Below are 13,427 nucleotides of genomic sequence, written 5' to 3' on the forward strand. Positions count from 1 at the left end.
ATCATGAGCACCACAGAGATCAGTTTCTTCAAGGGCAAGCAGGGCGTCCGGGTCGCGGACTTCATCGCGTTCGTGGCGGACCGCAAGACCGAGCAGGTGTTGAAGAGCTTCGTGCTCGAGCAGGCGATGCCCCACGTGCATATCGCCATGGGCGGCATGGACGACGCCATCGCGCATCTGTCGAAGATCGAGCGTTCGCCGCTCTTTCTGCTCGTGGACCTCGAAGGGTCGGTGATGCCGCTCTCGGAACTCGGCCGCCTCGCAGAAGTGTGCGAGCCGTCGGTGCAGGTCGTCGCGATCGGCGAGCGCAACGACGTCGGCCTCTTTCGCAGCCTGCTCAAGATCGGCGTGCGCGATTATCTCGTCAAGCCGCTGACCGTCGAGCTGCTCAAGCGCACCGTCAACGTGTCCGAGGGCAAGGTGAGCCCGGTCACGCTGGCGCGCGCGGGCAAGACCATCGCGTTCGCGGGTGCGCGCGGGGGCGTCGGCGTGACGACGCTCGCGCTCAATCTCGCGCGCTATCTCGCGGAAGACACGCATCGCCGCGTCGCGTATGTCGACCTGAAGCTGTGCGGCGGCGCCGCCAACAGCATGCTCGGCACGCAGAGCAACAACGGTCTCGTCGACGTGCTGCAGAACGTGCATCGCCTCGATCCGCAATATGTGGAGCGCACGCTGGTCGCGAACGGCAGCCGCCTCTTCGTGCTGTCGGCGGATATCGACTACGGCTCGACCAAGGCGTTCGAGCCGGGCGCGCTGCGCCGCGTGGTCGAACTGCTGTGCGACAGCTTCCATTACGTGATTCTCGATATCGGCGATCCGAGCGACGCGCTCGCCGCCGAAGCGCTGGATCACGCGTCGCGCGTGTATCTCGTCGCGGACCGCTCGGTGCATGCGACGCGCGAGACCATTCGCCTCCTGCGCTATGTCGAGGACCGCGACAACAACCCGCCGACTTCCGTCCTGCTCAACAACCCGAACGCCGCGACCGCGGGCAAGGTGCAGCCGGCCGATTTCATGACCGCCGTGGGCCGCACCGTGCTGCACGAAGTGCAGTTCGAGCCGAAGGCGCTCGCGACCGCGGAGAACCTGGGCGAAGCGCCGCGCGAGCGCAATCCGAATGCCTTCATGCAGACCATCGCGCGCATCGCCAACGACCTGACGGGCCAGCATGCCGCCGTCGAGCGCACGTTCCTGAGCAAGTTCAAACTGAGGAGGGCGTGATGTTCGGGCAAAAGCAGGTGCGCGCCACGCCGCCGTCCGAACTCGCGGACGGCGCGCCGCCGCAGGGCGAGGCGGCGCCGCTTGCGCTCGTCGAGAAGCCTTCCGCGCCCGCGCCCGCGCGTTCGCAACCCGCCGACGGCCACGAATCGCTCGTGCGCTCCGATCTCTTCAGGACGATTCGCGCAGGCGTGTTCGCCGCGATGAATCCGTCGGCGGCGGTCGGCAAGACGCGCGAGCAGATGAAGCCCGCCGTCGAGACGCTCGTCGTCGATGTCGCGGAGCGCGAGCGCCTCAACGTGACGATCGCGGAGCAGGTGCAGATCGTCGGCGAGCTGTTGAACGACATGTTCGGCCTCGGCCCGATCGAGCCCCTGCTCGCCGATGAAACCATCACCGACGTGCTCGTCAACGGCCCCGATCAGGTCTGGGTCGAGCGGCACGGGCGGCTCGAGCTGACCAACTGCAAGTTCCGCGACAACGCGCATGTGATCAACGTCGCGCAGCGCATCGCGGCGGGCGTCGGGCGGCGCGTCGACGAAAGCAGCCCGATGGTCGATGCGCGTCTCGCCGACGGCAGCCGCGTGAACGTCGTGCTGCCGCCGCTCGCGATCCACGGCGCATCGATATCGATCCGCAAGTTTTCGAAGCGCAACATCACGCTGCACCGCATGTCGCAGCAGGGCAACATGTCGGCGGCGATGGCGACCGTCCTCAAGCTCGCGAGCACGTGCCGGCTCAACGTCATCGTGTCGGGCGGCACGGGCTCGGGCAAGACGACGCTGCTCAACGCGCTGTCGCACTTCATCGGCCACGGCGAGCGCACGGTGACGATCGAGGATGCGGCCGAGCTGCAGCTCGTGCAGCCGCATGTCGTGAGTCTCGAAACGCGGCCGGAAAACGCGGAAGGGCTCGGCGCGGTGACGCAGCGCGATCTCGTGCGCAACGCGCTGCGGATGCGCCCGGACCGCATCATTCTGGGCGAGACGCGCGGCGCGGAAGCCTTCGACGTGCTGCAGGCGATGAACACCGGCCACGACGGCTCGATGACCACGATCCACGCGAACACGCCGCGCGACGGCATCACGCGTCTCGAAAGCATGGTGATGATGGCGAACGGCAATCTGCCGCTCCTGTCGATCCGCCGCCAGATCGCGAGCGCGGTGCATCTGATCGTGCAGATCGAGCGGATGCGCGACGGCATGCGGCGCGTCACGCGCATCACCGAGCTCGTCGGCATGGAAGGCGACGTCATCATCACGCAGGATCTCTTCGCGTTCCGCTACGACGCGAGCGCCTACAGCGAGGAAGTGAAGGGCGTGTTCGAGACTGCGGCCGTGCGCCCCGCGTTCGCGCAGCGCGCCGCGTACTACGGTCTCGAGGATGCGCTGCTGGACGCGATGAAGCCATGAACCTCATCAACCTCGTCACCTTCGCCGCGTTCGCATGCGTGCTGCTCGCCGGCGTGATGATCGTGATCGTGCAGGACATGCGCAACGACCGTCCGCCCGCGCGCATCCGCCAGCGCATGGAGCAGTCGTTCGCGGCGCAGGGCGCGCACGCGGCGCAGGCGAACAAGCTCGATCTCGACATCTTCCAGGTCAACCGCAAGAACAACGCGCTCACGCGCTGGACCGGGCCGCGTCTCGCGCGCCTGCGCACGGTCGCGGGCGCGAACGGCGTGCGCATCGTGGTCATCGCGGCGCTCGCGGGCGAACTGGTCGCCGTGCTGATGAACCGCTTCATGCCGATGCCCGATTTCGCGCGGCCGCTCGTGATCATCGGCCTGCCGGTCTTCGCGCTCGTGCAGTCGTACCGCTTTCTGATCGAGCGTTTTCGCAAGCGCTTCCTCGACGGCTTTCCCGATGTCATCGACATGATCGTGCGCGCCGTGCGCGCGGGCGTGCCGGTCACGCAGGTGATCGGCTCGGCGGCAGGCGAGTGCCGCGAGCCGCTGAAAAGCGAGTTTCAGTTGATGGCGGACTCGCTGCAAGTGGGCCTCGATCTGGAAGAAGTGCTCACGGTGGCGATGCGCCGCATCGAGATCGCCGACTTCTCGTTCTTCTGCGTGTGTCTGCTGCTGCAGCGCGAAACCGGCGGGCAGCTCGGCGAGACGCTGGAAAACCTGTCGGGCATCGTGCGCACGCGCCGTGAGATTCGCCAGAAGACCCGGGCGCTGACCGGCGAGGCGCGCATCACGACGAAGATCCTCGCCGCCATTCCCGTGTTCATCATGCTGTCGATGTACGCGCTCAACCGGTCCTATCTGATGGTGCTGTTCACCACCGAATCCGGGCACAACCTGCTCACGTTCGGCGCAGTGTCGATCGGCATGGGGCTGTTCGTGATCGGCAAGATGTCGAAGCTCGATACCTCGCGATGAACCCGAACAACGTCGAAACCCTCGTCAACCTGCTGATGCTCCTCGGCCTGCTCGCCGCGCTCGCGGTGTGGTGGGCGCACAAGCACGGCGGCAAGCGCGGACGCATCGCGGAGCGCGCGCGCATGGCCGCGGCCACGCATCGCTTCGAGAGCGCGGCGGCGTCCGACGACGGCGAGAACACGCCGTTCTCCGAGCGCCTGCTGCGGCGTCTCGCGCGCATCGGCGACAAGATTCCGCTCTTCGACGCGAAGTACCGCCTCAAGCTGCAAAAGGAAATGGTCAAGAGCGGCTACCGCAGCCATCTCGCGGTGTCGATCCTGCTCGCGGTGAAGTTCTTCTGCGGGCTCGCGTGCGCCGCCGCGACCGTGATGCTCGGCTCGCGCATTCCGATGATCGGCGCGTATCCGGCGGGGCGCGGCATCGCGATGCTGATGGTGTTCATCGTCGGCATGATCGTGCCGGAGTACGTGGTCGCGTTGAAGGCGTCGCGCCGCCGCAAGGCGATGGCCGCCTGCCTGCCCGATGCGCTCGATCTGCTCGTCATCTGCACGAATGCGGGCAACAGTCTCGGCGTGTCGATCCGGCGCGTGGCCAACGAGCTCGAGACGATCTGTCCGCCGCTTTCCGACGAGTTCTCGCTCGCCGCCGACGAGCTGAAGCTCTCCGGCGACAGCACGCGCGCGCTCAACAATCTCGCCGAGCGCATCGACCTGCCGTCGATTCGCGCGCTCATCTCCACGCTCACGCAGTCGATGCGCTACGGCACGCCCATCACGCAGGCGTTGCGCACGCTTTCGCGCACCGAGCGCGTCGCGCATATCGTGTCGCTCGAGGAGAAGGCCGCGAAGCTCGCGCCGAAGATGGTCGTGCCGATGATGCTGTTCATTCTCCCCGCGATCATCGCCATCGCGGCGGGGCCTGCCGTTATCCAGTTGCTTGCGTTCATCGCGGGAAGTTCGAAATGAAGTCATCCATTCAACGTGCCGCACGCTTTGCGGGCCTTGTCTCCACGATCGCGCTCGTGCTCGCCGCGGCGGGCTGCACGACGACCGTGCGTCAGGTCACCGAAACGCGCCCCGTGCTGCGCAACTCCGCGCCGAGCACGATGAGCGAGCTGCGCATCGCGGACACGGCGCTCGAATCCGGCAACTTCGATCTCGCGACCTCGCTGTACGAAAAGGCCGTGCAGGCCGATCCGAAGTCCGTGCCCGGCATGACGGGCCTCGGCAACACGCTGTACAGCGTCGGCGACTACACGCGCGCGGGTGTCTACTATCGGCGCGCGAGCGAGCTCGATGCGAAGGCGACACCGCCGCTCATCGGCCTCGCGCGCGTGGCGATTCATCAGCGCCGCTTCGCCGACGCCATCGCCATCTATCGCCGCGTGCTGACGCTCAAGCCGAACGATCCGCTCGCCTGCGCGGGCCTCGGCGCGGCGCTCGATCTGTCGGGCGATCACGCGCACGCGCAGGCGTTGCTGCGCGAAGCACTGAACGCCAATCCCGGCGATCCGATGCTTTCGGTGAATCTGGGGCTGTCGCTCACGCTCGCGGGCGATCCGCGTCAGGGCGCGAACGTGCTGCTCGACGTGACGCGCTTTCCCGCCGCGCCGCCGCAGGCGCGCCAGAATCTCGCGCTCGCCTACGGCCTGCTCGGCAACGAGGATGCGGCCGCGGCGATTCTCTCGCGCGATCTGCCGAAGGCGTCGGTGCAGGACAACCTGCGCTACTACGAGCTGCAGCGCGCGCGCGAAGGGCAGGCGGGGCAGCCGGCGCCGGTGACGCGCGCGCAGCCGGCGAAGGGCGTCGACGTGTCGACGGTCGCGATGCCGAAGGTTCAGACGGCGAGCGTGAAGTGACGCTGCGCGCGACATCGCCGCGACGGCAGCGCCTGTTCCGGCGCCTCGCGCGCGACGAACGCGGCGTGTCGGCGATCGAGTTCGCGCTCGTCGCGCCGCTGGTGTTCATCCTGATCCTCGGCACGGTGGAGGTCGCGCTCGACATGATCGTCGATGCCTCCGTGCAGTTCGCGGCGCAGCAGGCGTCGCGCGCGGGGCTCACCACCGTGGTGCCGTCGAGCGGCACGCGCGACGCCGAGGCGCGGCGCATCGTCTACACCATCCTCGGCGGCTGGCGGAATATCGGCGGCACCGTCGACATCGGGACGCGCGCCTACTCCACCTACAACGACATCGCCGCCGGCAACTACCAGGAAACGATGGGCGGCTTCGGCGACGTCGTGCTCTACAACATCAGCGTGACGATGCCGACCTTTTCGGGCATTCCGAAGCTCTTCGGCATCGAGACGATGACCTTCCAACGCAGCTACCTCGTGCAGAACGAAAAATGACGCCCGCGAACGCAACGAAGCGATTCGCGCTCGGGCGCGCCGTCACGCGCCTGATGCGCTCGGAGCGCGGCACCGTGACGATCGAGTTCGTGATCGTCGTGCCGCTCATGCTGCTCGTGCTGCTCGGCTTCACCGAGCTGTATCTGTACATGCGCGCCGTGAGTCTCGTCGAGCACACGGCGTTCACGCTCGCCGATTCCGTTGGGCAGATGAGCAACGTCATCGACGACGGCACGAAGCCCACCAACGCGAACAGCCTCGCCTCGATCTGGGCCGCGTCGATCCAGCTTGCGTCGCCGAACCAGCTCGCGGCGCACGGCGGCGTGATCGTCACGTCGATCTGCGACAAGACCTCGAACTGCGATTGCAAGCTCGTGAACTCGTCGACGCTGCTGACGCAGGCGCCGGGCACGGCGGCGGTGCTGTGGTCCGCGAAGCCGTCGTGGCAGCCGAAGGGCATGACCTCGGCCATCACGACGGCGAACGTGGTGCCCGCGAACTGGCCGTTCCGCGCCGGCGATTCGGCCGTGGCCATCGAGGTCTTCTACAACTACACGCCGTTTTCGATGACCGCGCCGTTCTGGAACGCGGCGCCGCTCGCGACGCGCATCTACGAGCGCGTCTACGTGCGGCCGCGCAGCGGGCAGGTGCTTCCTCTCACGAACCCATCGGGATCGCCATGCGAAACGACGCCGGCCGTCTGAACGCGCGCACCGCGCGCAGTCTGCTGTGCGGCGACGAGGGCGCCGTCACGATGGTGTTCGCGGTCTGCGCGAGCCTCATGGTCGGCTCGATGTGCACCGCCATCGACGCGATTCACTATGAGATGACGCAGGCGCGCATGCAGATGGCGCTCGACGTCGCGACGCTGTCGGCTGGCGCCAACCTCGCGCACTTCGACACCACGAAGTCCACCGATCTCGCGAAGTGGCAGGCCGATGCACGCGCCTATTACGACGTGAACATGCCCTCGGGCTACATGCAGCTGAACCTGCCGAACGCGAACTTCTCGGCGCAGGTGTCGGGCGCGCCCGCGACGGGGCAGACCATCAAGCTCGCGGCATCGGGCACGATGCCGCTCATCGCGCCGGTCATCTTCGGCAGGAACACGGCGGATGGCGGCACGGGCAACACCGGTAGCGGTGGCGGCGGCCAGGCGACGCCCGACACCGCGACCGTCAGCGCGAGCAACCAGGCGCTGCGCCTGCCGAAGAGCACGCTCGAGCTCGTGATGGTGCTCGACAACACCGGCTCGATGAGCGACTACGCGAACAGCAAGGATCACACGCAGGGCACGAAGATCTACGGTCTGCGCCAGGCCGCGCAGAACCTCGTCAACAGCCTCTTCTCGGTGACGGGCAACGACTCGTACATCGGCCTCGTGCCGTTCACGACGATGGTCAATCTGAAGAATGCGTTGCAGCCCACCGGCCAGTGGCTCACGCCGACCTTCACGAAGTACAACGATTCCCAGATGTCGATGACCACCGACAAGCGCTGGAAGGGCTCGGGCTGGGGCGGCTGCGCGGTCGAGCCGCGCGACGCGGGCGGCAATCTGCGCGCGGCGCCTTACGAGCCGGCCTCGACGCCGGGCTTCACGCCGTTCTTCTACAACGTGCCGAAGAACGGCTTTTCGGTCTATACGTATTCGACGTCGACCTCGAACGGCAAGACGAGCTGCAAGATCGCCGGCAGTCCGACCGTCACGCAGGGTGCACCGCTCACGTACCTCAAGAGCGGCACCGTGACGACGTCATGCAACACGACGTACTCCGGCAATCCGCCGCCCGCGATCTACGATCAGTGGTATGTCAAACAGGGTACGTCCTCGACGACAACCACCACCTACGACCAGAACGGCAACACGAATTACGGCACCAACGGGCCGTGCAACATCGCGCCGGCGCTCTTTCTCTCGAAGGACAAGACCGCGCTGACCAATGCGATCTCGAACATGCAGGCGGCCGGCTCGACGCTCATCCCGACCGGTCTCCTGTGGGGCTGGCGCATGCTGAAGTCGCCCTGGTCGGATAACGCGGCGGGCAAGGGCAACGGCTGGATTTCGACCGATACGAGCCTGCCGCGCCTCGAAACGTCGCAGGCGCTGCAGCGCGTCGTCATCGTGCTGTCGGATGGTCAGAACGATCCGGGCGGCGCGACCGGGATCATGCCGCCGCAGGCATTCAACGGCCTGTCGGGCGTCGGCCGTGCGGATCTCAAAGCGTTCGACGTGCGCCGCCCGGACGGCTCCCTGCTCACGTCCGCGGACAATCCCGGCTCGATGGGCTCCGTCGGCGATCTGAACGCGTTCCAGCTCGCGGTGTGCTCGGCGATGAAGCAGGAGGGCATCACCGTGTATTCGATCACCTTCGGCGACTACGGCACGGACCCCGGCAACGCGCAGGAGACGATGCAGGCCTGCGCGAGCCCGGGCAACTACTATCACGCGCCGAACAACTCGACGCTCAACCAGATATTCCAGCAGATCGCGGGCAATCTCGGCGTGCTGCGCCTCACGCAATAAGGCTTGGGGGATGCGGCGGGCACGCACGTTGCTCGCTTCGTCGAGGCAAGTCCACTTCATCAGGAGGTCTGACATGCCCGAAAAGAAAACCCTCGATCGCGCCGCGAAGGCCAGGCGCGAAGGCAAGTCCCCGAGCACGCAGGCGGGTGCGTTTGTGAAGGAGCAGATGGATCACATCCGCGAGGGCAAGCACGGAGCGAAGTCGGCGAAGCAGGCTATCGCGATCGGGCTGTCCGAGGCACGGCGCTCGGGCGTGAAGATGAAGGCGCCGAAGAAGGGCACGGCGTCCGAGGCGACGCGCAAGAAGGCCGCGCAGGACACCAAGGCCGCGCATCGCACGAAGAAGAGCCCGAGTACCGAGTCGAAGGCGAAGCGCTCGGCCGCGTCCACCCGTGTGCTCAAGCGCGAAAGCACGAAGGCCGCTTCGCACAAGTCGCTCTCGCGGCAGTCGCATGCCGCCGCGAGCCGGCGTTCGGCGGCGGATCGCTCCGCTGCGGCGAAGAAAGGCTGGGCAACCCGGCGGAGGAACGCGGCCGCCAAGTCGAAGGGCTCGCACGCGCGTCACGCGTCGCGCTGAAGCGGCAGCATCCGCGCGTAGGAGACGGCCATCGTCGCCAGCTCCTGTGCCGCGGGCGTGAGCGGCACCCCCGCGCGGCGCACGAGGCAGACCGGCGTTTTCGCGGCGCGCTCGGCGATCGGCACGATGCTCACGTGATCGCGGAAGAACGGATGATCCGCGAGACTCGCGGGCTCCAGCCCGAGATAGTCGCTCGATGCGATGCAGTGCAGCGTGTCGAAGACGGCTTCGGTCGTCGCGGCGATCCGTGGCGGCGCGAGCTTCGTCTGTTCGAACAGGGCCGATAGCTTGTTGCTCACTGCGCCGCCGCCGCGCTGCCGCGTGCTGACCCATTCCGCGCCCGCCAGTTCGGCGAGCGCGCGCGAGCGTCCGAGCGGATGACCGCGTCGCGCGATCACCGCGACTTCGGAATCGAAGAGCGGGGTCGCGTCCATGTCGTGGATATCGGCGTCGGGCGCGATCAGCGCGAGCGCGAAATCGAGGCTGCCGTCGCGCACCCACGATGTCAGCATCCGCGAGGTCGCGCTCGTCAGATGCACGTCGATGCGCCCACAGCGTTCCCGATAGCTCGCGAGCAGCGCCGGAAAGAGCCGCATCGTCGCTTCGGCGGCGAGTCCGAGCGCGACGCGCCCCGTCAGTTCGCCGCGCAGCTGGCGCATTTCCTCTTCGGTCTTTCTGCATTCGCCGAGAATCAGGTCGGCACGTGTGCGCAGCCGCTCGCCGATGGGCGTGAGGCGCGCGCCGCGCACATCGCGCTCGAAAAGCGGTCCGCCGGCCAGCGCTTCGAGCTTGTGAAGCTGCTGCGTGATGCCGCTTTGCGCGACATCGAGCCGCCGCGCGGCGGCGCGCACGCTGCCCGCATCGGCGACGGCGACGAACATGCGCAGCTGCGTGAGCGTCAGGTCCACGATCGGCGTCCAGTCGGGTGATCTCGAAAAGTGATCATGATAAGCAAAACGCCTCTTTTTGCGAGCGTTTTGCGCCCGTACCATCGGTGCCCAAACTTCGGAGACACCGCGTTCATGCTCAAACTCAGCGCCTTCCTGTTCGCGGCCGCGCTCGCCGCCGCCGCGCCGGTTCACGCGAAAGACGCCGATGCCCTGCGCCTCGGCATCGACCCAGGCTATCCGCCGATGGATGTGAAGACGCCCGATGGCCACGTCGCGGGCTTCGACGTCGATCTCGGCGATGAAATCTGCCGCCGCATCGCGATGCGCTGCCAATGGGTCGAACTCGAGTTCTCGGGCATGATCCCCGCGCTGCAGGCACGCAAGATCGACGGAATCATGTCGTCGATGGCGATCACCGACAATCGCATGAAGCAGATCGCGTTTTCCACCAAGCTCTTTCAGTTCCGCTCGCGCCTGATCGCGAAGCAGGGCGCGCCGCTCGCCGCGAGCGCGCAGGGCTTGCGCGGCAAGCGCGTCGGCGTGCAGAGCGGCAGTCAGTTCGAAACCTATGCGATGAAGAACTGGCAGCCGGGCGGCGTCGAGGTGGTCGCGTATCAGAGCCAGGAAGGTGTGTTCAACGATCTCGCCGCGGGCCGCATCGATGCCGCGCTGCTCGGCTCGGTCGAAGCGGAGCACGGCTTTCTGAAGACGCCGCGCGGCGCGGGCTTCTCGTTCGCTGGCGAACCGCTTTCGATGGGCGATCACGGCGTCGGCATGGGCCTGCGCCGGGACGATACGGCGCTGAAGGCGAAGGTCGACAAGGCCGTGACCGACATGCGCGCCGACGGCACGTATCAGAAGATCGCGCGCAAGTATTTCGATTTCGACGTGTACGGCGACTGAGGATTCATCGATGCAAACACGACGCACACCGCTCGTTTCGACGACGCTCGGCACATCGCGCGAGCTCGTCAGCTTTCATTTCGGCGACGCCGGCCGCGACGGCGAGAAGGTCTACATCCAGTCCTCGCTGCACGCCGACGAAACGCCCGCGATGCTCACCGCGTGGAGCCTGAAGCAACGCCTCGCCGCGCTCGAAACCGAAGGTCGCCTGCGCGGCGAAGTCGTGGTCGTGCCGGTGGCGAATCCGATCGGACTTTCGCAGCACGTGCTCGGGCAATTCCTCGGACGCTTCGAGGCGAACAGCGGCCAGAACTTCAACCGCGCCTTTCCGATGCCGCCTGCCGATGCGCTGATCGGGCGTGTGGGCGCGCGCTTTTCGCCGGACGATGCCGCGTACAACGCGCGTCTCGTGCGCGCAGCGCTGGTCGAGATGCTCGGCGAAATGCGCGCGAAGAACGAGTTCGCATCGCTGCGGCTCGCGCTGCTCACGCTGGCTTCACAGGCCGATGTCGTGCTCGATCTGCATTGCTCGCTCGAAGCGACGATGCATATCTACACGAGTCCCGCGAGTTGGCCCGCGATCGAACCGCTCGCGCGATATCTCGGCGCGAACGGCGTGCTGCTCGCGACGGATTCGGGCGGGCAGTCCTTCGATGAAGTTCACGCGCTCTTGTGGAACGACGTCCGCGACCGCCTCGGCGACAAGGTGCCGCTCGGTGCGCCGAACATCGCGGCGACGATCGAGCATCGCGGACAGCGCGATGTCGATTACGACACGGCCGCGCACGATGCCGATGCCATCGTCGATTATCTGATCGCGCGCGGCGTGATCGAGGGCGGGATGAAAGACGCGCCGCCGCTCGCGCAGGCCGCGACGCCGCTCGCGGGCAGCCAGCAGTTGACGGCGCCGTCGAGCGGGATCGTCGTGTATCGGGCGAAAGTGGGCGCGGTGCTGAAAGCGGGCGATGCGGTGTTCGATATCGTCGATCCGCTCACCGATTCGGTCACGACGGTCACGACGAGCAACGACGGCGTGTTTTACATGCGCCGGGCGATTCGCTTCGTGCACGCGGGGGCGCCGATGGGGCGGGTGACGGGGGTGGTGGCGATCAGAAGTGGGGTGTTGATCGGGGCCTAGAAAGCCTGAACACATCACTCCAGCCTTCGCGCGATAGCCTCGCCCACTTCCTGTGTGCTCGCCTTCCCATCGAGATCGCCCGTGCGCGGGCCGTCCTTCAACACCGCTTCGATCGCATCGAGCATCGCATCGTGCGCGTCGCGCTCGCTGAGGAAGTCGAGCATCATCGCGGCGGGCCAGATCATCGCGACCGGATTGGCGATGCTCTTGCCCGCGATATCCGGGAGCCCGTACACGCCGGACCGAGGTCCGAAAGAATATCGCCGAAGAGATGGGTCGCGACGACCACATCGAAGCGGTCGGGGCTCAACACGAAGCGCGCGCACAGAATATCGATTTGCTGCCTCGATACGGTATGCGTTGCGGCTCATGCAGGCCTCCTGCGGTTCGATCGAACGATAATGCAACGATCGCCGTGTCGAGCGCGCGTTTCCCTTGCTCGCTAGAATGACTCCTCCCTCCCGCGTTCCCCTTCGAGGAGTCTCGCCATGCTGGACTTCGGACGCCACGCCCGCACGCCGACGCTCGATATCGCCTACGCCGATTCCGGTTCCACCGACGCTCCCATCGTGATGCTGCTGCACGGCTGGCCCGATGCGGCGCGCGCGTGGAATCCGGTCGCGCAGCGGCTCAACGACGCGGGCTATCGCACCATCGTGCCGGAGTTGCGCGGCGCGGGCGGCACGCGCTTCTTGCACGATGACACCGTGCGCGACGGCTCGGGCGTCGCGCTCGCGAAAGATGCCGTCGATCTCGCCGATACGCTCGACATCGCGCAGTTCGATGTCGTCGGCCACGACTGGGGCGCGCGCGCCGCGTACACGATTTCGGCGCTGTTTCCGGAGCGCGTGCGCCGCATGGCCGCGCTTGCGCTCGCGTATCAGCCGCGCGGCGTATTCGAGCTGCCGGATTTCTTGCAGGCGCGGCGCTTCTGGTATCAGTGGTTCATGTCGCTCGACGGCGGACCGGATGCCGTCGCCGCCGATCCGAAAGGCTTCGCGCGCATCCAGTGGGACACGTGGTCGCCGCCCGGCTGGTTCGACGAAGCCGAATTCGCCGAGACGGCGCGCGCCTTCGAGAACCGCGACTGGGTGCCGATCACGCTGAACGCGTACCGACGGCGCTGGAGGCGCGATCAGCCGTCCGATCCGGCGCTCGCGGAACTGTATGCGCGGCTCGGGACGATCGAACGCATCGGCGTGCCCGCGCTGATGATCCAGGGCGGCGCGGATTCCTGCGACGAACCGGCCAGCTCGGAAGGGCAGGAAAGCTGTTTCACGGCGGGCTATCGGCGCGTCGTCATCGATGGCGCGGGGCATTTTCCGCTGCGCGAGGCGCCGCAAGCCGTCGCCGATGCCGTCATCGCTCATTTGAAGTGACAGGTGGATCAGGCGAGCCTCTTGCGCACCCGGAGCGGACAGTCCTGACCCGTTTGGCGACAA

At 66.9% G+C, this 13,427-nt stretch carries 13 protein-coding genes and 1 pseudogene; 12 read left to right on the forward strand and 2 right to left on the reverse strand.

Translation table 11 applies throughout. The annotated features are described in order from the left end of the window. Positions 1-3: 3 nt before the first annotated feature. The 9 genes from AWB78_RS26975 (at position 4) to AWB78_RS27015 (ending at position 9,054) form a co-directional block, all read left to right on the forward strand. The gene (locus AWB78_RS26975) at positions 4-1,224 is read left to right on the forward strand and encodes a CpaE/TadZ family protein (RefSeq protein WP_062609022.1); all 1,221 of its coding nucleotides are present in this window, start codon (positions 4-6) and stop codon (positions 1,222-1,224) included. Beyond that, the gene (locus AWB78_RS26980) at positions 1,224-2,633 is read left to right on the forward strand and encodes a TadA family conjugal transfer-associated ATPase (RefSeq protein WP_062609023.1); all 1,410 of its coding nucleotides are present in this window, start codon (positions 1,224-1,226) and stop codon (positions 2,631-2,633) included. The genes AWB78_RS26975 and AWB78_RS26980 overlap by 1 nt, the downstream gene beginning before the upstream one ends. After that, positions 2,630-3,604, forward strand: coding sequence for a type II secretion system F family protein (locus AWB78_RS26985; RefSeq protein ID WP_062609024.1), 975 nt, complete (start codon positions 2,630-2,632; stop codon positions 3,602-3,604). Before AWB78_RS26980 ends, AWB78_RS26985 begins: the two co-directional genes overlap by 4 nt. Then, a complete protein-coding gene (locus AWB78_RS26990; protein ID WP_062609025.1) occupies positions 3,601-4,569 on the forward strand; it encodes a type II secretion system F family protein in 969 nt (322 codons plus the stop codon). The genes AWB78_RS26985 and AWB78_RS26990 overlap by 4 nt, the downstream gene beginning before the upstream one ends. Then, the gene (locus AWB78_RS26995) at positions 4,566-5,462 is read left to right on the forward strand and encodes a tetratricopeptide repeat protein (protein WP_062609026.1); all 897 of its coding nucleotides are present in this window, start codon (positions 4,566-4,568) and stop codon (positions 5,460-5,462) included. The genes AWB78_RS26990 and AWB78_RS26995 overlap by 4 nt, the downstream gene beginning before the upstream one ends. Then, entirely contained in the window at positions 5,459-5,953 is a 495-nt protein-coding gene (locus AWB78_RS27000; protein ID WP_062609027.1) for a TadE/TadG family type IV pilus assembly protein, read from the forward strand. Before AWB78_RS26995 ends, AWB78_RS27000 begins: the two co-directional genes overlap by 4 nt. Then, positions 5,950-6,657 (forward strand): TadE/TadG family type IV pilus assembly protein, encoded by a 708-nt coding sequence (locus AWB78_RS27005; RefSeq protein ID WP_062609028.1) that lies wholly within the window; start codon positions 5,950-5,952, stop codon positions 6,655-6,657. The genes AWB78_RS27000 and AWB78_RS27005 overlap by 4 nt, the downstream gene beginning before the upstream one ends. Further along, the gene (locus AWB78_RS27010) at positions 6,633-8,477 is read left to right on the forward strand and encodes a TadE/TadG family type IV pilus assembly protein (RefSeq protein WP_062609029.1); all 1,845 of its coding nucleotides are present in this window, start codon (positions 6,633-6,635) and stop codon (positions 8,475-8,477) included. The genes AWB78_RS27005 and AWB78_RS27010 overlap by 25 nt, the downstream gene beginning before the upstream one ends. Positions 8,478-8,550: 73 nt before the next feature. Continuing rightward, positions 8,551-9,054, forward strand: a complete 504-nt coding sequence (locus tag AWB78_RS27015) for a DUF6496 domain-containing protein (RefSeq protein ID WP_062609030.1) — start codon at positions 8,551-8,553, stop codon at positions 9,052-9,054. On the opposite strand, the gene AWB78_RS27020 is transcribed toward AWB78_RS27015, so the two are convergent. Then, a complete protein-coding gene (locus AWB78_RS27020; protein WP_062609031.1) occupies positions 9,039-9,962 on the reverse strand; it encodes a LysR family transcriptional regulator in 924 nt (307 codons plus the stop codon). The two genes, AWB78_RS27015 and AWB78_RS27020, sit on opposite strands and share 16 nt — an antisense overlap. A gap of 114 nt (positions 9,963-10,076) precedes the next feature. Here AWB78_RS27020 and AWB78_RS27025 point away from each other — a divergent pair, with 114 nt between their 5' ends. Both AWB78_RS27025 and AWB78_RS27030 read left to right on the forward strand, forming a co-directional pair. Beyond that, complete coding sequence (locus tag AWB78_RS27025; RefSeq protein WP_062609032.1) at positions 10,077-10,847, forward strand: transporter substrate-binding domain-containing protein; 771 nt, start codon at positions 10,077-10,079, stop codon at positions 10,845-10,847. A gap of 10 nt (positions 10,848-10,857) precedes the next feature. After that, positions 10,858-11,985, forward strand: a complete 1,128-nt coding sequence (locus AWB78_RS27030; protein ID WP_062609033.1) for a succinylglutamate desuccinylase/aspartoacylase family protein — start codon at positions 10,858-10,860, stop codon at positions 11,983-11,985. Positions 11,986-11,999: 14 nt separating this feature from the next. On the opposite strand, the pseudogene AWB78_RS27035 reads toward AWB78_RS27030, so the two are convergent. Then, a pseudogene (locus AWB78_RS27035) lies at positions 12,000-12,337 on the reverse strand (isocitrate/isopropylmalate family dehydrogenase); the annotation flags it as partial. A 136-nt stretch (positions 12,338-12,473) separates the two neighbouring features. On the opposite strand from AWB78_RS27035, the gene AWB78_RS27040 reads away from it, so the two are divergent. Further along, on the forward strand, positions 12,474-13,364 hold the full coding sequence (locus AWB78_RS27040) for an alpha/beta fold hydrolase (RefSeq protein WP_062609035.1): 891 nt from the start codon (positions 12,474-12,476) through the stop codon (positions 13,362-13,364). The last annotated feature ends 63 nt before the right edge of the window (positions 13,365-13,427 follow it).

Origin of the sequence: Caballeronia calidae (assembly GCF_900044055.2) — a bacterium.
GTDB classification, from domain to species: domain Bacteria; phylum Pseudomonadota; class Gammaproteobacteria; order Burkholderiales; family Burkholderiaceae; genus Caballeronia; species Caballeronia calidae.